Source organism: Alphaproteobacteria bacterium, assembly GCA_017308135.1.
Classification (GTDB): Bacteria; Pseudomonadota; Alphaproteobacteria; order CACIAM-22H2; family CACIAM-22H2; genus Tagaea.
Genome location: JAFKFM010000016.1, coordinates 101790 through 119514, shown reverse-complemented (window position 1 = coordinate 119514; position 17725 = coordinate 101790). Strand labels below are relative to the sequence as shown.

General features: G+C 65.5%; 19 protein-coding genes. All 19 read left to right on the top strand.

The window, feature by feature from the left end; genetic code table 11:
• Positions 1–15 precede the first annotated feature (15 nt).
• Positions 16–198, top strand: coding sequence for a 50S ribosomal protein L30 (gene rpmD, locus J0H39_25530; GenBank protein ID MBN9500126.1), 183 nt, complete (start codon positions 16–18; stop codon positions 196–198).
• Between the two features lie 37 nt (positions 199–235).
• The gene (locus J0H39_25525) at positions 236–811 is read left to right on the top strand and encodes a 50S ribosomal protein L15 (protein MBN9500125.1); all 576 of its coding nucleotides are present in this window, start codon (positions 236–238) and stop codon (positions 809–811) included.
• A 76-nt stretch (positions 812–887) separates the two neighbouring features.
• Positions 888–2231, top strand: a complete 1344-nt coding sequence (secY, locus tag J0H39_25520; protein MBN9500124.1) for a preprotein translocase subunit SecY — start codon at positions 888–890, stop codon at positions 2229–2231.
• A 29-nt stretch (positions 2232–2260) separates the two neighbouring features.
• A complete protein-coding gene (locus J0H39_25515; protein MBN9500123.1) occupies positions 2261–2923 on the top strand; it encodes an adenylate kinase in 663 nt (220 codons plus the stop codon).
• Positions 2924–3227: 304 nt separating this feature from the next.
• Positions 3228–3608: a 30S ribosomal protein S13 gene (rpsM, locus tag J0H39_25510; GenBank protein MBN9500122.1), complete on the top strand. Its 381-nt coding sequence runs from the start codon at positions 3228–3230 to the stop codon at positions 3606–3608.
• 33 nt (positions 3609–3641) lie between these two features.
• On the top strand, positions 3642–4043 hold the full coding sequence (gene rpsK, locus J0H39_25505; protein MBN9500121.1) for a 30S ribosomal protein S11: 402 nt from the start codon (positions 3642–3644) through the stop codon (positions 4041–4043).
• A gap of 98 nt (positions 4044–4141) precedes the next feature.
• A complete protein-coding gene (locus J0H39_25500; protein ID MBN9500120.1) occupies positions 4142–5158 on the top strand; it encodes a DNA-directed RNA polymerase subunit alpha in 1017 nt (338 codons plus the stop codon).
• Positions 5159–5185: 27 nt separating this feature from the next.
• The gene (rplQ, locus tag J0H39_25495; protein MBN9500119.1) at positions 5186–5632 is read left to right on the top strand and encodes a 50S ribosomal protein L17; all 447 of its coding nucleotides are present in this window, start codon (positions 5186–5188) and stop codon (positions 5630–5632) included.
• 127 nt (positions 5633–5759) lie between these two features.
• Positions 5760–7154 (top strand): DegQ family serine endoprotease, encoded by a 1395-nt coding sequence (locus J0H39_25490; protein MBN9500118.1) that lies wholly within the window; start codon positions 5760–5762, stop codon positions 7152–7154.
• A 3-nt stretch (positions 7155–7157) separates the two neighbouring features.
• Entirely contained in the window at positions 7158–8474 is a 1317-nt protein-coding gene (locus J0H39_25485) for a replication-associated recombination protein A (protein MBN9500117.1), read from the top strand.
• Entirely contained in the window at positions 8471–9484 is a 1014-nt protein-coding gene (locus J0H39_25480; GenBank protein ID MBN9500116.1) for an RluA family pseudouridine synthase, read from the top strand. Before J0H39_25485 ends, J0H39_25480 begins: the two co-directional genes overlap by 4 nt.
• A gap of 37 nt (positions 9485–9521) precedes the next feature.
• A complete protein-coding gene (locus tag J0H39_25475; GenBank protein MBN9500115.1) occupies positions 9522–10175 on the top strand; it encodes an HAD-IA family hydrolase in 654 nt (217 codons plus the stop codon).
• A 16-nt stretch (positions 10176–10191) separates the two neighbouring features.
• The gene (locus J0H39_25470; GenBank protein ID MBN9500114.1) at positions 10192–12591 is read left to right on the top strand and encodes an AsmA family protein; all 2400 of its coding nucleotides are present in this window, start codon (positions 10192–10194) and stop codon (positions 12589–12591) included.
• A gap of 26 nt (positions 12592–12617) precedes the next feature.
• On the top strand, positions 12618–13307 hold the full coding sequence (locus tag J0H39_25465; protein ID MBN9500113.1) for a hypothetical protein: 690 nt from the start codon (positions 12618–12620) through the stop codon (positions 13305–13307).
• A 57-nt stretch (positions 13308–13364) separates the two neighbouring features.
• Positions 13365–14900, top strand: coding sequence for an acyl-CoA carboxylase subunit beta (locus tag J0H39_25460; GenBank protein ID MBN9500112.1), 1536 nt, complete (start codon positions 13365–13367; stop codon positions 14898–14900).
• Positions 14897–15097, top strand: coding sequence for a 2TM domain-containing protein (locus J0H39_25455; GenBank protein MBN9500111.1), 201 nt, complete (start codon positions 14897–14899; stop codon positions 15095–15097). Before J0H39_25460 ends, J0H39_25455 begins: the two co-directional genes overlap by 4 nt.
• Positions 15094–15285: a hypothetical protein gene (locus J0H39_25450; GenBank protein ID MBN9500110.1), complete on the top strand. Its 192-nt coding sequence runs from the start codon at positions 15094–15096 to the stop codon at positions 15283–15285. Before J0H39_25455 ends, J0H39_25450 begins: the two co-directional genes overlap by 4 nt.
• A 2-nt stretch (positions 15286–15287) precedes the next feature.
• Positions 15288–17348, top strand: a complete 2061-nt coding sequence (locus J0H39_25445) for an acetyl/propionyl/methylcrotonyl-CoA carboxylase subunit alpha (GenBank protein MBN9500109.1) — start codon at positions 15288–15290, stop codon at positions 17346–17348.
• Positions 17345–17725 (top strand): hypothetical protein, encoded by a 381-nt coding sequence (locus tag J0H39_25440; protein ID MBN9500108.1) that lies wholly within the window; start codon positions 17345–17347, stop codon positions 17723–17725. The genes J0H39_25445 and J0H39_25440 overlap by 4 nt, the downstream gene beginning before the upstream one ends.

Genomic DNA, 17725 nt, shown 5'->3' with positions numbered 1-17725 from the left:
GGATCGGAGATCACCATGGCCAAGAAAACCGTGACGGTCGAACAGATCGCCTCCGTCGCCGGCCGCAAGCCGGGGCAGAAGGAAACGCTCGTGGGTCTGGGCCTCGGCAAGGTGCGCTCCAAGCGCACCCTCGAGGACACGCCCTCGGTGCGCGGCATGATTGCGAAAGTTCAGCATTTGTTGCGCGTCTCGGCCTAACGCCGGGACGTCGCAGCTCCAAAAGATGGATCGATCCATGAAGCTCAATCAGATTCGCGACAATCGCGGCTCGCGCAAGGCGCCCAAGCGCCTCGGCCGCGGTATCGGCTCGGGCCTCGGCAAGACGTCGGGCCGCGGCGGCAAGGGCCAGACCGCGCGCTCGGGCGTCGCGCTGAACGGCTTCGAGGGCGGTCAGACGCCGATCTATCGCCGCCTGCCCAAGCGCGGCTTCACCAACGTCTTCCGCCTGCGCTACCAGGAACTGAACCTGGGCAAGCTGCAATGGGCGATCGACGAGAAGATGATCGCCGCGACCGGCACGATCGACGCCGCCGCGCTGGTGAAGGCCGGCGTGCTGCGCCGCGAGTTCGACGGTTTGCGCATCCTCGGCGGCGGTGCGGAAGACCTCAAGGCGAAGGTCAACCTGGTCGTTCACGGCATCACGGAAGTGGCGAAGGCCGCGATCGAGAAGGCCGGCGGCACGGTGACGGTCGTCGAGACCAAGCGCGAGCGCGTCGAGGCCGACAAGGCCGCGAAGAAGGAACGTCAGGCCAAGCGCAAGGCCAAGGAAGCCAAGAAGGGCGGGGCCAAGCCCGCCGCACCGGCCGCTTGATCTGACCCTGGAAGGGCCCTTCGGGGCCCTCCATATCTTCCAGGGTTGAGATTTCGAGGATCGGAGAGCGGTACAGATGGCATCGGCGGCCGAACAGCTAGCGCAATCGTTGAACTGGGGCGCCTTCGCGAAAGCGACGGACCTCAAAAAGCGTCTGTGGTTCACGCTCGGCGCGCTGATCGTCTACCGGATCGGCACCTATATTCCGCTGCCGGGCATCGACCCGCAGATCCTGCGCGAGATTTTCGAATCCCAGCGCGGCGGCATCCTGGGCATGTTCGACATGTTCTCGGGCGGCGCGCTCGGGCGTATGACGCTGTTCGCGCTCAACATCATGCCGTACATCACGGCGTCGATCATCATTCAGCTGATGACCGCCGTGTCCCCGCAGCTCGAAACCCTCAAGAAAGAGGGCGAGTCGGGCCGCAAGATGCTGAACCAGTACACGCGTTACCTGACGCTGCTGCTCGCCGTGTTTCAATCCTTCGGCATCGCCGTCGGTTTGGAAGGCATGCAAGGCGGCTCGGGCGGTGCGGTCATCGATCCGGGCTGGTTCTTCCGTTTCACCTGCGTCGTCACGCTGACCGGCGGCACGATGTTCCTGATGTGGCTGGGCGAGCAGATCACCCAGCGCGGCATCGGCAACGGTATCTCTCTGATTATCTTCGCCGGTATCGTCGCGAACCTGCCGACCGCGTTGGGCGCCACGCTCGAAATGGGCCGCACCGGCGCGCTGTCGACCTTCGTGATCCTGATCCTGCTGGTCATGTCGGTGCTGGTCGTCATGGCGATCGTGTTCATCGAACGCGCGCAGCGCCGCATCGTCGTGCAGTACCCGAAGCGTCAGGTCGGCAACAAGATGTTCGGCGGCGAGTCGTCGCATCTGCCGCTGAAGCTCAACACCTCGGGCGTCATTCCGCCGATCTTCGCGTCGTCGCTGCTGCTGCTGCCGCTGACCTTCGTGAATTTCAACCAGAACAACGAAATCGCGTGGCTGACCTGGCTCACCACGCATCTGTCGCATGGCCAGCCGCTCTATATCGCGCTGTATATCGGCATGATCGTGTTCTTCGCGTTCTTCTACACCGCCGTCGTCTTCAACCCGGCCGAGACGGCCGACAATCTGAAGAAGCATGGCGGCTTCGTGCCCGGCATCCGTCCGGGCAAGAACACGGCCGATTATCTCGACTACGTGCTCACGCGCCTCACGGTGCTGGGGGCGGCGTATCTCGCGGCGATCTGCGTGCTGCCGGAAATCCTGATCAGCCAGTATTCGGTGCCGTTCTACTTCGGCGGCACGTCGCTGCTGATCGTCGTGTCGGTGACGATGGATACGGTGGCGCAGGTGCATTCGCATCTGCTCGCCCACCAGTACGAGGGACTCATCAAGAAGTCCAAGCTGCGCGGGAGCCGCCGCTAACGCGGCAGGAGGGGGAGGACCGTATCGCCATGAAGATCGTTCTTCTGGGACCGCCGGGTGCCGGCAAAGGCACGCAAGCTAAGCGCATCGAAAAGGCGCTGAACGTCGTTCAGCTGTCGACCGGCGACATGCTGCGCGCGGCCGTCGCCGCGGGCACCGATGTCGGCAAGCGCGCCAAAGCCGTGATGGAAGCGGGTAAGCTCGTTTCCGACGATATCCTGATCGCGATGATCGAAGCGCGCATCGCCGAGCCCGACTGCAAGAACGGTTTCATCCTCGACGGGTTCCCGCGCACGGTCGCGCAAGCCCAAGCGCTCGACGCCATGCTGAAGGGCAAGGGCACGAAGCTCGATTCGGTGATCGAACTCGCGGTCGACGACGCGGCGTTGGTCGCGCGCATCTCCGGCCGTTATTCCTGCGGCGCTTGCGGTGCCGTCTATCACGATCAGACCAAGCCTTCGAAGGCCGATGGCGTGTGCGATGCCTGCGGCTCGACCAAGATCGTCCGCCGTCCGGACGACAAGGCCGAGACCGTCGCCGCGCGCCTCAAGGCCTATCACGACCAAACCGCGCCGATCATCCCCTATTACCGCGAGCAAGGCGTGCTCAAGACGGTCGACGGGATGGCCGATATGGACCAGGTCACCAAGGCGTTGGGCACGATTCTCGGCCGGGAGGTTCCGGCCGTTTGAGACGGGCCCGAAAGGGCCCGGATTATACGAGATTCTGACGGTTGACTCAGGGGGGCGGATTCATATAATCCGCCGCTCCCGACGACCGGCGGTTAGGGCGGGCGCGAAGCTATTGTCTTCGCGCCTTTCCGTTCGCCGAGACGCCGGAACCGAATTTCCGAGTCGTATCAAGGCGATACGGCCCGAGACGAGAGGTTAGGCAATTGGGCCGCCGGCCCCGAACCCCGAATGGGCGGGGGTGCGGGCGGCCTCGAAAGAAACCAGCGGCGTCCAAGTCGGACGTCGAGACGAAGGAGAGAAGATCGTGGCGCGTATCGCTGGCGTCAATATTCCCACGGGCAAGCGCGTTGTCATCGCGCTGCGCTACATCTACGGCATCGGGCCGAACAACGCGGCCGAGATCTGCAAGAAGATCGGCATTCCCGACGCCAAGCGCGTGAACCAGCTTTCCGACGAGGAAGTGCTGAAGATCCGCGAATACATCGATCGCGAGCACCGGGTCGAAGGCGACCTGCGCCGCGAAATCGCGATGAACATCAAGCGGCTCATGGACATGGGTGCGTATCGCGGCCTGCGCCATCGCAAGGGCCTGCCGGTCCGCGGCCAGCGCACGCACACCAACGCGCGCACCCGCAAGGGCAAGGCCCGTCCGATCGCCGGCAAGAAGATCGCGACGAAGAAGTAATCCCGTTTTCCGGACCCCGAAGGACCGATATCCATGGCCGAGAAGAAAGCCGCAGGCGCCGCGCGTACCCGCCGCCGCGAGCGCAAGAACATCACGTCGGGCGTCGCCCACGTGAACGCGTCGTTCAACAACACGATGATCACGATCACCGACGCGCAAGGCAACACGATCTCGTGGTCGTCGGCCGGCACGCAAGGCTTCAAGGGCAGCCGCAAGTCGACGCCCTACGCCGCGCAGATGGCCGCCGAAGACGCCGGCAAGAAGGCGATGGAACACGGCATGCGCACGCTGGAAGTCGAAGTGAAGGGCCCGGGTGCGGGCCGCGAATCGGCTTTGCGCGCGCTGCAGTCCGTCGGGTTCCAGATCACGTCGATCCGCGACGTGACGACGATCCCGCATAACGGCTGCCGCCCGCCCAAGCGCCGCCGCGTCTGACGCTTCGCAGCGTCGGGTCTCGTAACGACGATTTCGCGGTTGCGCCGTCTCCCTTCGCGGGGATTGCGCCGCCGCCTCCGACCGAAAGGTAGGAACACGTGTTGCAGAAGAACTGGAAAGAACTGATCAAGCCGCAGAAGCTCGACATCGAGCCCGGCGACGACCCGAAGCGCGAAGCGACCGTGGTCGCCGAGCCGCTGGAGCGCGGCTTCGGCCTGACGCTGGGCAACGCGCTGCGCCGCGTGCTGCTGTCGTCGCTGCAAGGGGCGGCGATCACCACGATCAAGATCGACGGCGTGCTGCACGAATTCTCGTCGGTGCCGGGCGTTCGCGAAGACGTGACCGACATCGTGCTGAACGTGAAGACCATCGGTCTGCGCATGCACGGCGAAGGGCCCAAGCGCATTCAGCTGAAGGCCACGGGCCCCGGCGAAGTCCGCGCGGGCCAGATCGAAACGGGCCACGACATCGAGGTGATGAACCCCGATCTCGTGATCTGCACGCTCGACGACGGCGCGAAGCTGAATATGGAAATGACGGTCGAAACGGGCAAGGGCTACGTCGCCGGCTCGACCAGCCGCATGCCGGACGCGCCGATCGGCGTCATCCCGGTCGACGCGCTGTTCAGCCCCGTGCGCAAGGTCTCCTACAAGATCGACAACACCCGCGTCGGCCAAGTCACCGACTACGACAAGCTGTCGATGAAGGTCGAGACCAACGGCGCCGTGACGCCGGAAGACGCCGTGGCGCTTGCCGCGCGCATCCTCCAGGACCAGTTGCAGCTGTTCATCAACTTCGAGGAGCCGACCGCCGAGCGCGCCGAAGAGCGCGTGGGCGATCTGCCGTTCAACAAGAACCTGCTCCTCAAGGTCGACGAGCTCGAGCTGTCGGTCCGTTCGGCCAACTGCCTCAAGAACGACAACATCATCTATATCGGCGACCTGGTCCAAAAGACCGAAGCCGAGATGCTGCGCACGCCGAATTTCGGCCGCAAATCGCTCAACGAGATCAAGGAAGTTCTCTCGCAGATGGGCCTGCATCTGGGCATGCAGATCCCCGGCTGGCCGCCCGAGAACATCGAGGATCTCGCCAAGAAACTCGAAGAGCCGTACTGAGCGGCGCTTCCTAAGGAGTAAGTTCCCATGCGTCACGGAGCCGCGGGCCGCAAGATCGGCCGCACCTCGACCCACCGCCAGGCGACTCTCGCCAATCTGGCGGCGTCGCTCATCGTCCACGAGCAGATCAAGACGACTCTCTCGAAGGCGAAAGAGCTCAAGCCCTATGTCGAGAAGCTGATCACGCTCGGCAAGAAGGGCGGCCTCGCCAATCGCCGCGCCGCGATCGCGACGCTGCAGGACACGGACGTCGCCGAGAAGGTCTTCACCTCGCTCGCCGAGCGCTACAAGGCCCGCAAGGGCGGCTACACGCGCGTGCTGCGCGCGGGCATGCGCTACGGCGACGCCGCGACGATGGCGGTGATCGAGCTCGTCGACCGCGACGTCGAAGCCAAGGGCAAGGCCGACAAGGCCCGCGTCGCGGCCGAACGCGAAGCGGCCGAAAAGGCGGAGAAGGAAGGCGCGGCGGCGTAAGCCCCCGACTTCCCGCTCGAAGTTAAGAACGGCGCCGGTATCCCCGGCGCCGTTTCGTTTTAGGGCCGATCCAGCGGCTTTCGGCGTCGCCCTTGCCCCCGGGGGCCGAGTGCGAAAGAATCGACCCATGCGTATCGCGATATCTCTGATCCTGCTTCTGGCGGCGTTGGCGGGGCTCCCTGCCTTCGCCCAGACCCGCGCCGTGCCCGACAGCCGCGAGCAGGTCACGCTGTCCTTCGCCCCCGTGGTCAAGCGCGCGGCGCCGGCCGTGGTCAACGTCACCACGCGCCGGGTGCAGCAGACGCTGCCCTCGCCCTTGTTGCAGGACCCGATGTTCCGCCGCTTCTTCGGCGATCAGTTTCCGGGTATGGGCCAGCGCGTGCAAAGCTCGCTCGGTTCGGGCGTCATCGTCGATCCGTCGGGTTTGATCGTCACCAATTTCCACGTGATCCGGGGGGCGGAGGAGATCGTCGTCAGCCTCGCCGATCGGCGCGAATTCGAAGCGACCGTCGCGCGCGCGGATGAGCGCACGGACCTCGCGGTGCTGCGCATCGACCCGAAGGGCGAGGCGTTGCCGCATCTCGAATTGCGCGATTCCGACGATCTGGAAGTCGGCGATCTGGTGCTGGCGATCGGCAATCCGTTCGGCGTGGGCCAGACCGTGACGCAAGGGATCGTCTCCGCCGTCGCACGCACCATGGCGGGGATCGCGGATTTCCGCTTCTTCATCCAGACCGACGCCGCGATCAATCCCGGCAATTCCGGCGGCGCCTTGGTCGCGATGGACGGGCGCGTGGTCGGCATCAACACCGCGATCTATTCGCGCGACGGCGGATCGAACGGCATCGGCTTCGCCGTGCCTTCCAACATGGTGCAAACGGTCGTCGCCAGCGCCAAAGGCGGTGGGCGTTTGGTGCGCGCGTGGCTGGGCGCCAACGGCCAAGCGGTGACGCCCGATCTCGCGCCGGGCTTGGGGCTTTCGCGCCCGCAAGGCGTGGTGCTGAACGACGTATTCCCCAGCGGCCCAGCCGAACGCGGCGGCTTGCGACGCGGCGACGTGGTGCTGGCGGTCGAAGGGCGCGAGGTCAACGACAACGAGGCTTTGCGCTTCCGCATCGCCACGCAGCCGGTCGGGCAGGCGGTGCGTCTTTCCGTGCATCGTCAAGGCCGCAATGAAACGGTCAACGTGTCGCTGATCGCCCCGCCGGAAATCCCGCCGCGCGACGTGACGCCGATGCGCGGCCAGACGCCGTTGACCGGCGCCACGCTCGCCAATCTCTCGCCCGCCTTCGTCGAGGAATTGGCGATGGACGTGCCGCCCTATGGCGTGATCGTCACCGAAATCCGGCGCGGCAGCCCGGCGGCCAATGTGCGCCTGCAGCCCGGCGATATTCTGACGCGCATCAACGATCGCGAGATCCGTACCGTGGAAGACGCGCGCCGCGCGTCGACGCTGCCGCTGCCCTGGCGCTTGTCGGTGCGCCGGGGCGAGCGCACGCTGACCACCACGATCGGCGGCTAGGCGATGAAGAAAGCCAGCAATACGGGCGGCGGGCTGTTCCAAGCCCCCGACAGCGACAAGCCGCTCGCCGAACGCCTGCGGCCCAAGACGCTCGACGAGGTCGTGGGCCAGGACCATCTGCTCGCCGGCGACGGGCCGCTTGCGCGCATGTTGGCGGCCAAGAAACTCGCCTCGATCGTGCTGTGGGGCCCGCCGGGTTGCGGGAAGACGACGCTCGCGCGCTTGCTCGCCGGCGCCGTGGGCATGGAGTTCGTCGCGCTGTCGGCCGTGTTCTCGGGCGTCGCCGATTTGCGCAAGGCGTTTGCGGAGGCGACCGAGCGCCGCCAGATGGGCAAGTCGACCTTGCTGTTCGTCGACGAGATCCATCGCTTCAATCGCGGCCAGCAGGACGGGTTCCTGCCCTATGTCGAAGACGGCACGGTGACGCTGGTCGGGGCCACGACCGAGAACCCGTCTTTCGAGATCAACGCCGCGATGCTGTCGCGCTGCCAAGTGCTGGTGCTGAAGCGCCTGGACGAAGCCGCCCTCGAAAAACTGCTGCAACGCGCCGAGGAGACCGAGGGCCGGAAGCTGCCGCTCGATGCGGGTGCGCGCGAAGCGTTGATCGCGATGGCCGACGGCGACGGGCGGTACCTGTTCAATCTCGCCGAACAGGTTTTCCAGACCTCCGGGCAGACGATGGATACGCAAGCCCTCGTGCGGGCGGTTCAGCGCCGTGCCCCGCTTTACGACAAGGGGCAGGAGGGGCATTACAACCTCATCTCCGCGCTGCATAAATCGATGCGCGGGTCGGATGCCGATGGCGCGCTTTATTGGCTCGCGCGTATGCTGGCGGGCGGCGAGCAGCCGCTTTATATCGTGCGCCGCCTCGTGCGCTTCGCGGTCGAGGATATCGGCTTGGCCGATCCGCAAGCCGTCCACCAAGCGCTGGCGGCGAAAGACGTGTACGATTTCCTCGGCAGCCCGGAAGGCGAACTCGCCTTGGCGCAGGCCGTGATCTATCTCGCGACCGCACCCAAATCGAACGCGGCCTATATGGCGTTCGGGGCGGCGAAGCGCGCGGCGGGCGAAACCGGTTCGTTGATGCCGCCCGCCCATATCCTGAACGCGCCGACCAAGCTGATGAAGGAGCTTGGCTACGGCAAAGGCTATAACTACGACCACGACGCCGAGGACGGTTTTTCCGGCCAGAATTATTTCCCCGAGGGCATGGCGCGGCGCGAATTCTACGCCCCGCCCGAACGGGGCTTCGAGCGCGAGATCCGCAAGCGCCTCGACTATTGGGCCAAGCTGCGGGCGAAAAGGAATGCGGACGAATGAGCGCCGTCACCGAATTGAAGATCAAGGTCGATGACGCGGATCAGCGTCTCGACCGCTGGCTGAAGCGCCGCTTCCCGGTGCTGAATCAAGGCCGCATCGAAAAGCTGCTGCGCACCGGACAAATCCGCGTGGACGGCAAGCGCGTGAAGTCGTCGCATCGCTTGGAACCCGACCAGACCGTGCGCCTGCCGCCGCGCATCGAGGAAGTGCCGGCGGAAGTGGCGGAAGCGGCACCTGCGATCCGCGAACGCCGGCCGGTGACCGAGGCGGACGCGAAGGCGATCCGGTCCTGGGTCATCTACAAGGACGACGACGTGATCGTGCTCGACAAGCCGCCGGGCTTGGCGGTACAGGGCGGGACGGGCACCGAGCGGCATATCGACGGCATGCTCGAAGCGCTCGAATTCGATCACTTGGAAGGAAGGCCCAAACTCGTCCATCGTTTGGACCGCGACACGTCGGGCGTGCTCGTCCTCGCGCGCGGGGCGAAGAACGCGCAGCGTCTGGCGGATTCCTTCCGCCATCGCAACGCGCGCAAGCTCTATTGGGCGCTGGTCGTCGGCCAGCCCAAAATGGCGCGCGGCAAGATCGATCTGGCGCTGGCCAAAGAAGCGGGACCGTCGGGCTTCGAGCGCGTTGCGTCGAGCGGCGAGGACGATGCCAAGCGCGCGATCACCTTGTACGACACGGTCGACGTGGCGGCGGGGCGCTGCACGTGGCTCGTTATGTGGCCGCGCACCGGCCGCACGCATCAATTGCGCGTGCATTGCGCGGACGGTCTCGGCACGCCCATCGTCGGCGACGGTAAATATGGCGGCGGGGAATCGCGCATCCAAGGCGAAGGCATTTCGGGAAAATTACATCTGCACGCGCGCTCGATCGAATTGCCCCATCCTTCGGGCAAGGGCTTGCTGAAGATCAAAGCGCCTTTGCCCCCGCATATGCGTAAAACCTGGGAGTTTTTCGGATTCGATCCGAATCTCAATCCCGATCCGTTCCCGGAAGCGTAGGTTCCAATAGGCGGCCAAATCTGCCAAATTCGGCGGCATGACGGGTCTCGCGATTTTCGATTTCGACGGCACGCTGGTCGACAGCCAGCACGCCATTCAGGCGTGCATGGAGGCCGCCTTCGCGTCGGAAAACCTGCCGCCGCCGACGCTGCAACAAACGCACCGCATCATCGGCTTGCCGCTGGCGCAATGTCTGGCCCGCTTGGCGCCGGACAGCGACGAGGCGACGGTGATGCGCTTGGTCGAGGCGTATAAGCACGAATTCCATGCGCTGCGTTTGCAGCCGGGTTTCGTCGAGCCGATGTTCGACGGTGCGTTGGCCGCCCTCGACGCGCTCGCCGCCGCTGGCTGGACGCTGGGCATCGCCACGGGCAAGAACCGGCGCGGCCTCGACGCCGTGCTCGGCTCGCACGGTCTGCATCCGCGCTTCGCCACGTTGCAGACCGCCGACAGCGCGCCGGGCAAGCCCGATCCGACGATGATCTTCCAGGCGATGGAAGAAGCGGGCTTCGGCCCCGAAAACACCGTAATGATCGGCGATACGGTTTTCGACATGGCGATGGCCCGCAACGCGAAGGTTCGCGGCATCGGCGTGTCGTGGGGTTACCACGAAGATTCGGAACTGATCGAGCACGGGGCCGAGCGCGTATTGGCGAATTTCGCCGATTTGCTGCCCGCCCTCGCGCGATAGGAAAAGGAGACACGCCATGAAAGCGTTGAAATGGATCGTCATCGGCCTCGTCGGCTTGATCGTCCTCGCCGTCGGCGGTGTGGCCGTGTTCCTGTCCACGCTCGACGTCAACAAATACAAGCCGCAGATCGTGGAGGCCGCGAAGAACGCCACGGGACGCGAACTGAAGCTGACCGGCGATATCAAGCTCGGCCTCGGCTTCAATCCCAGCTTCTCGGTCGCGGACGTGTCGTTCGCCAACGCTTCCTGGGGCTCGCGCCCCGAGATGGTCAAGGTCGGCCGCTTCGAAGTGCAGGTCGCGCTGATCCCACTGTTGTCGCAGCAAGTGGACGTGAAGAAGCTCGTTCTGCTCGACGCCGATCTGCTGATCGAAACCGATCGCCAGGGGCGCGGCAATTGGGAATTCGCACCAGCGCAGCCCGCCGCCGCGCAAGGCCAGCAGCGGCAGACCCAGCAGCAGCAAGCGCCGGCCGCGCAAACCTCGGGCGGCGCCATGCCGTTGCCGGTGGTGCGCGAGGTGGAGATCCGCAATCTGCGCTTCACCTATAAGGACGGGAAGACCAACGAAACGAACGCCGCGAATCTCGAAAAGGTTCTGCTCAACGCCGATTCCGTGTCGTCGCCGCTGAAGCTCGATATCGCGGGCGGCGCGACCGCGCCGGTCGTCGGCGACGTCAAATTCGCGCTCGCCGGCACGGTCGGTTCGATCGAGCGCATGCTCGCCAATTCCGGTCCCGCTTGGCCGGTGGATTTGACCGCGAAGCTCGCCGACGTCGTGACCGCGACGGTCAAGGGCGGCATCGTGGCGCCGACGCAAGGCAAGGGCCTCGATATCGTCCTGGGCGTCGACGTGCCCGATCTCGCCAAGCTCGGCGCGCTCGTGAAGCAGGACATTCCGGCGATCGGCCCGGTGAAGGCCGAATTGCAATTGACCGATGCGGCGCCGCAAGGCCGCCCGTCGATCCCGCGTTTGGCGGTGACGGCGGGGGCGGTCGAAACGATCCTGGCGACCATCACCGGCGCTGTGACCGATCCGACCAACGCGACCACGCGCGGCATCAAGCTCGACATCAAGGCCGAAAGCCGCGACCTCGCCGGGCTGTTCAAGGCGCTGAAACAGGACGCACCCGTGACCGGGCCGCTGTCGCTGCAAGCCGCGATCAGCGAACCCGCCGCGAACCGTATCGACGTGACGGGCTTGAACCTGAAAGTCGGCAACGACAACGCGGTCGATCTCGCGGGCACGATCAACGCGACCTTGCCCACGGGTAACGCCAAGCCCAGCGTCACGGCCAATCTGCAATCGCAGCAAGTGGACCTGACGAAGCTGTTCCCGGCCACGTCCGGCAGTTCGTCGTCGAGCACGCCCGCGTCCGCACCCGCCGCAAGCGGCGGTGCCGCGAAGCCCGCCGGCGACGGGCGCGTGATCCCGAACGAGAAGTTGCCCTACGAGGCGCTCAACGCCGCCAACGCGAACATCACCTATCGCGCCGGGCAGATCGTGACCGAGCCGGCGACGTTGCGCGCGCTCAACCTGCAAGTGGCGCTCGCCAACGGCAATCTGACCGTCCGTCCGCTGACCTTCGAAATCGAAGGCGGGCGCGTCTCCGTGGAGAGCGCATTGAATGGCGCGCAGAAATCGCTGACCCAGAAGGTCGAGGTGCGCAATCTCGACGTCGGCAAGGTGCTGGAAAGCCGCAAGCTCAGCGATTGGTTCAAGGGCGGCGTCACGGCCTTCGACCTCAATCTGCAAGGGCGCGGCGAAACGCCCCGCGCGGTCGCGGCGTCGCTGCAAGGCGATGTGTTCCTCAATATGGGCGAGGGCGAGCTGGGCCAAGCGGCGGTGCGCTTCGTCGGCCAATGGCTGAACAGCGTGGCGCCCGGCCTCGCCCAGGTGAATATCGGCACGTCGGTCAAGTGCGGCATCCACAAGATCGATTTCCGCGACGGTATCGGCACCTATAAGGCCGGTCTGATCGAAACGGGGATCATCAGTGCGCGCACCCAAGGCACGGTCAATCTGGCGACTGAGCAGTTGGCGCTGGGCCAGACGGCCGGGCCGATCGCGTTGCGCATCGGCGGCACCTTCGCGAACCCGAGCTACGCGCCCGACGCGGCGGCGATGGCGCAAGGCTTGGCGGCCGGCGTTCTCGGCACGGCCGCCGGGATCGCGACCGGCGGGGCGAGCTCGCTGATCACCGGCTTGGTCGCCAATAGTGCCGCCTCGCGCGTCTCGGGCGATCCTTGCGCCAACGCGCTGGCGGCGGCCACGGGCCGTGCGGCCCCGCCGCAGCAAACCGCCCCCGCCAATCAGCAGCGCCCGGCGCAGCAGCAGGCCCCCGCGCAGCAACAGCAGCAGCAACAGCAGCAGCCCGGCGGCGTGGGCGGCGCCATTCGCGGCCTGTTCGGCCGGTGAGCGCTGTCGCTTTCGTCGAACCGTCGCTGCATTCGCGCGGCGACGGTTCCTTCGGCGTGGCGCTCGACGGCAAGCCGTTGAGGACGCCGGCGGGCAGCGAGATCGCCGTTGCGTCCAAAAGCCTCGCCGAGGCGATGGTCGATGAGTGGCGGGGCGTCGCCCCGCGCGGCAAGGCGCCGAAGATCGATTTTTCCAAACTGCCGCTCACGCGCATCGTGGGTACGGCGATCGATCGCGTCCCCCCCAAGCGCGAGGCGATCCTCGACGAATTGGTCGCGCATGCGCAGACGGAGCTGCTGTGCTTCCGCGCTTCCGAGCCGCCCGCGCTGATCGAACGCGAAGCCGCGATCTGGCAGCCGCTGCTCGATTGGGCGGCGTTGACCTTCGACGCGCCGTTGATCGTGTCGCATGGCTCGATCATTGCGCCCGATCAACCCGCGCAATCCCTCGCGGCGTTGCGTGCCGCGATGGCGGCGATGGACGATCTTAAATTGGCGGGGCTGGGTGTCGCGGTTGCCACGACGGGCTCGCTGATCGTGTCGCTGGCACTCGCCGAAGGCAAAATCGACGCCACCGGCGCCTTCGATGCCGCCGAACTCGACGCGACATTTCAGATTGAAAGATGGGGCGAAGATTCGGAAGCGACCGAGAAGCGCGCCAAGACCCGCCAGGAACTTATTGTCGCAGAACGGTTTTTCGCGCTGGCGCGAAGCTAGAGGCTTTGTTACCCCTGTTTCCCGGTAAAGCACGAACGGCTTCCGGGGACAGGGACGATGACTCAGGAAATCCTGAAGGAACTCGAAGCGCGCCGGGCCGGGGCTCGTGCGGGCGGCGGCGAACGGCGCGTCGAAGCGCAGCACGCCAAGGGCAAGCTCACCGCGCGCGAACGTCTCGCCATCCTGCTCGACGAAGGCTCGTTCGAGGAATGGGACATGTTCGTCGAGCATCGTTCGACCGAGTTCGGCATGGCCGAGCAGAAGGTCTCGGGCGACGGCGTGGTCACCGGCTGGGGCACGATCAACGGCCGCCTTGTTTTCGTCTTCTCGCAGGATTTCACGGTGTTCGGCGGCTCGCTCTCGGAAAGCCATGCCGAGAAGATCTGCAAGATCATGGATCAGGCGATGAAGGTGGGTGCCCCCGTCATCGGCCTCAACGATTCGGGCGGCGCGCGCATCCAAGAAGGTGTGGCGTCGCTCGCGGGCTATGCCGAAGTGTTCCAGCGCAACGTGCTCGCCTCAGGCGTCGTGCCCCAGATCTCGCTCATCATGGGCCCGTGCGCCGGTGGCGCGGTCTATTCGCCCGCGATGACCGACTACATCTTCATGGTGCGCGACAGCTCCTACATGTTCGTCACGGGGCCGGACGTGGTGAAGACCGTGACGCATGAGATCGTCTCGGCCGAAGACCTGGGCGGCGCTTCGACGCATACGCAGCGTTCGGGTGTCGCCGATCTCGCTTTCGACAACGATGTCGAAGCTTTGTTGCAAACGCGCCGCTTCGTCGATTTCCTGCCCGCGAGCAACAAAGCGCCGGTACCCGTGCGCCCGACGGCGGACAGCCCGGAGCGGATCGAAGAATCGCTCGATACGCTGATTCCGGCGAACCCGAACAAGCCCTACGACATGAAGGAAGCGATCCTGAAAGTCGTGGACGACGGCGATTTCTTCGAAATCCAGCCGGATTTTGCCAAGAACATCATCGTCGGTTTGGGCCGCATCGAAGGCTCGACCGTCGGCTTCGTCGCCAACCAGCCGATGGTGCTGGCGGGCTGCCTCGACATCGCGTCCTCGACCAAAGCCGCGCGCTTCGTGCGCTTCTGCGATTGCTACAACATACCTATTGTGACCTTTGTAGACGTTCCGGGGTTTTTGCCGGGCACGGCGCAGGAATATGGCGGCATCATCAAGCACGGCGCCAAGCTGCTCTACGCCTATGCCGAAGCGACGGTGCCGAAGGTGACGGTCATCACGCGCAAAGCCTATGGCGGTGCCTACGACGTGATGGCGTCCAAGCATCTGCGCGGCGATTTGAACTACGCCTGGCCGTCGGCCGAAATCGCCGTGATGGGCCCCAAGGGGGCGGTCGAAATCATCTTCCGCGCCGATATGGGCGACAAGGCGAAGATCGAGGCGCGCACCGAGGAATATCGCCGCCGCTTCGCCAATCCCTTCGTCGCGGCGTCGCGCGGCTTCCTCGACGACGTGATCATGCCCAAGGCGACGCGGCCGCGCCTCGCGCGCGCGCTGGCGATGCTCAAGACCAAGCAACTCGCCAATCCGTGGAAGAAGCACGGGAACATGCCACTGTGACCGACCCCCGCGCCGACAAGGTCCGGAAATTCCGGCTGCACGCGATCCTGTTTCTCGCCGTGCTGGTGGTGATGATTCCGGTGAACTTCCTCGTCTCGCCCGGGAATCCGTGGTGGATGTATTTCGCCTTCGCCTGGGCGCTGCCGCTGTTCGCGCATTGGCTCTATGCGCGCGAGATTATCGGAGCGCGGCGATGATCGATAAGCGCCGCGCGCTCCAGCTTCACGTCGCCGCCGCGATTCTGACGACCGGCGTGCTGGCGCTGCTCAATCTCGTCAAAGGTTCCGCCTTCGATTGGTGGCCGCTGGTCGCAGTCGCCTGGGGCGGGCCGTTGGCCGTTCATGTCGTGCTGGCATCGGGTCTGTTCGGCCCCGGGGACAAGTGATCATGGCCGCGAAGAAAGCCAAGAAATCGCCCGCGAAAAAATCCGCGCTCAAGAAGCCGGTGGTGCCGGGCGGCCCGCCGTTTTCGAAGATACTGATCGCCAATCGCGGCGAGATCGCGTGCCGCGTGATCCGCACCTGCCGGCGCATGGGCATCAAGACGGTCGCGGTCTATTCGGACGCCGATGCCGAGGCCCTGCATGTGCGCATGGCGGACGAGGCGGTGCATATCGGCCCAGCCCCGTCTGCGCAGAGCTATTTGAAGATCGACGCGATCGTGAAGGCCTGCAAAAAGACGAAGGCCGAGGCGGTGCATCCGGGCTATGGCTTCCTGTCGGAAAACGCGGCGTTTGCCAAGGCGTTGGACGAAGCCGGGATCGTGTTCATCGGGCCGTCGATGCGCGCCGTCGCCGCGATGGGCGACAAGATCGAGTCCAAATTGCTCGCCCAGAAGGCCGGCGTATCGACCGTGCCGGGTTATCTGAAGCCGCTGAAAGACGCCGAGGAATGCGTCGCGATCTCGAAGACCATCGGCTATCCGGTGATGATCAAGGCCTCGGCCGGCGGCGGCGGCAAGGGCATGCGCATCGCGCATAACGACGCCGAGGCGCGCGAAGGTTTCCGCTCCGCCACCAACGAAGCCAAGAGCGCCTTCGGCGACGATCGCGTCTTCGTCGAGAAATTCGTCGAGGAGCCGCGGCATATCGAGATCCAGGTGATCGGCGACAGCCACGGCAATATCGTGCATCTGGGCGAGCGCGAATGCTCGATCCAGCGCCGCCATCAGAAGGTGATCGAGGAAGCGCCGTCGCCCTTCCTCGACGCGAAGACGCGCGCCGCGATGGGGGCGCAAGCCGTCACCCTCGCCAAAACGGTCAAATACAAATCCGCCGGCACGGTCGAGTTCATCGTCGACAAGCGCAAGAATTTCTATTTCCTGGAAATGAACACGCGCTTGCAGGTCGAGCATCCGGTGACCGAATGCGTCACCGGCGTCGATCTGGTCGAGCTGATGATCCGCGTCGCGGCGGGCGAGAAGCTGCCCTTCGAACAGAAGGACGTGAAGCTGACCGGCTGGGCGCTGGAAGCGCGCGTCTACGCCGAAGATCCGGTGCGCAACTTCCTGCCGTCGATCGGGCGGTTGACGCGTTGCGCGGCACCGACCACGAAGCCCGGCATCCGGGTCGATACCGGCGTCTACGAAGGCGCCGAAATCTCGATGTATTACGACCCGATGATCGCCAAGCTCGTGGCCTACGGCGAATCCCGCGTGCAGGCCACGCAACGCATGGCCGACGCGCTCGACGCCTATGTCGTGCGCGGCGTCGGGCACAATATCCCGTTCCTGGCCGCACTCGTGCATCACCCGCGCTTCAAGGCGGGGCGGCTGACGACCGGCTTCATCGCCGAGGAATTCCCCGGCGGCTTCAAGGGCCGCGTCGTGGACGTCGATCTGCGCCGCGTGCTGGTGGCGCTGGCGGCCGTCGCCCAACGCCGCATCCGCGAGCGCGAGACGGGTATCTCCGGCCAGCTCAAAGGCCACGAAGCGAAGATCGAAGCCGAGTTCGTCGTGCGCCTCGCGGGCGAAGACACCGCCACGAAGGTCGAGTTCGCGGACGGCGCCTATCGCGTCACCTCCGGCGGCGAGACCAGCGTGGTGACGACCGACTGGCAACCCGGCCGCGTGTTGATGGAAGCGACGGTCGATGGGGCCGCGTTGTCCGCCCAGGTCGAGCGCAACGGAGCCGGCTTCGTGCTGGCGCATGGCGGTACGAACTTGCCCGTACTGGTACTGCCGCCGCGTGTGGCGAAACTCCGCAAACTGATGCCCGAGAAACGCGCAGCCGACACGTCCAAGTTCCTGCTGTCGCCGATGCCCGGCCTGTTGAAGACGCTGCCGCTGCAAGCGGGGCAGGAGGTCAAGGCCGGCGACGAGTTGTGCGTGGTCGAGGCGATGAAGATGGAGAATATCCTGCGCGCCGAGCGTGACGGGAAGATCGCCAAGCTCCACGCCGCCGCCGGCGACTCCCTCGCCGTCGATCAGAAGATCGTCGAGTTCGAGTGAGCGGCGCCGGGCTGCCGCCGCCCGATCCCGAGATTTGGCGCGGTCGCGCCGAATGGTTCGTGGCCGCGTTGGCGGCCAATGCCGGCCCCGAAGCGCCGGCGTTGGACGAACGCGCGGAGCGTTTGCTGGGCGAAATCGAAGCCGCGTTCTGCGCGGGGGCGTGGGCGGCGTGCGTGATGCTCGCCTTCACGCTGGCCGAACCGGCGATACGCAAACACGGCGAGGGCGATCCCGAATACGACCTGTTACGCGCGCGGCGCAATGCGCTGGCCCATGGCGGCGGCGACGCGCTACCGTCCGATGCGGCATTGGAAGATCAAGCGCAGGCCGCGATCCGCACGGCGCTGCGGGCCTTGGCCGAAGCCGCTTGGCGTTGA

What these genes read in the sequence shown, in the direction of transcription:
- J0H39_25460 (MBN9500112.1), top strand. Translation starts at nt 13,365, where the DNA reads ATGACTCAGGAAATCCTGAAGGAACTCGAAGCGCGCCGGGCCGGGGCT.
- rpmD (MBN9500126.1), top strand. Translation starts at nt 16, where the DNA reads ATGGCCAAGAAAACCGTGACGGTCGAACAGATCGCCTCCGTCGCCGGC.
- J0H39_25470 (MBN9500114.1), top strand. Translation starts at nt 10,192, where the DNA reads ATGAAAGCGTTGAAATGGATCGTCATCGGCCTCGTCGGCTTGATCGTC.
- rplQ (MBN9500119.1), top strand. Translation starts at nt 5,186, where the DNA reads ATGCGTCACGGAGCCGCGGGCCGCAAGATCGGCCGCACCTCGACCCAC.
- secY (MBN9500124.1), top strand. Translation starts at nt 888, where the DNA reads ATGGCATCGGCGGCCGAACAGCTAGCGCAATCGTTGAACTGGGGCGCC.
- J0H39_25475 (MBN9500115.1), top strand. Translation starts at nt 9,522, where the DNA reads ATGACGGGTCTCGCGATTTTCGATTTCGACGGCACGCTGGTCGACAGC.
- J0H39_25445 (MBN9500109.1), top strand. Translation starts at nt 15,288, where the DNA reads ATGGCCGCGAAGAAAGCCAAGAAATCGCCCGCGAAAAAATCCGCGCTC.
- J0H39_25485 (MBN9500117.1), top strand. Translation starts at nt 7,158, where the DNA reads ATGAAGAAAGCCAGCAATACGGGCGGCGGGCTGTTCCAAGCCCCCGAC.
- J0H39_25450 (MBN9500110.1), top strand. Translation starts at nt 15,094, where the DNA reads ATGATCGATAAGCGCCGCGCGCTCCAGCTTCACGTCGCCGCCGCGATT.
- J0H39_25480 (MBN9500116.1), top strand. Translation starts at nt 8,471, where the DNA reads ATGAGCGCCGTCACCGAATTGAAGATCAAGGTCGATGACGCGGATCAG.
- J0H39_25515 (MBN9500123.1), top strand. Translation starts at nt 2,261, where the DNA reads ATGAAGATCGTTCTTCTGGGACCGCCGGGTGCCGGCAAAGGCACGCAA.
- J0H39_25525 (MBN9500125.1), top strand. Translation starts at nt 236, where the DNA reads ATGAAGCTCAATCAGATTCGCGACAATCGCGGCTCGCGCAAGGCGCCC.
- rpsK (MBN9500121.1), top strand. Translation starts at nt 3,642, where the DNA reads ATGGCCGAGAAGAAAGCCGCAGGCGCCGCGCGTACCCGCCGCCGCGAG.
- J0H39_25490 (MBN9500118.1), top strand. Translation starts at nt 5,760, where the DNA reads ATGCGTATCGCGATATCTCTGATCCTGCTTCTGGCGGCGTTGGCGGGG.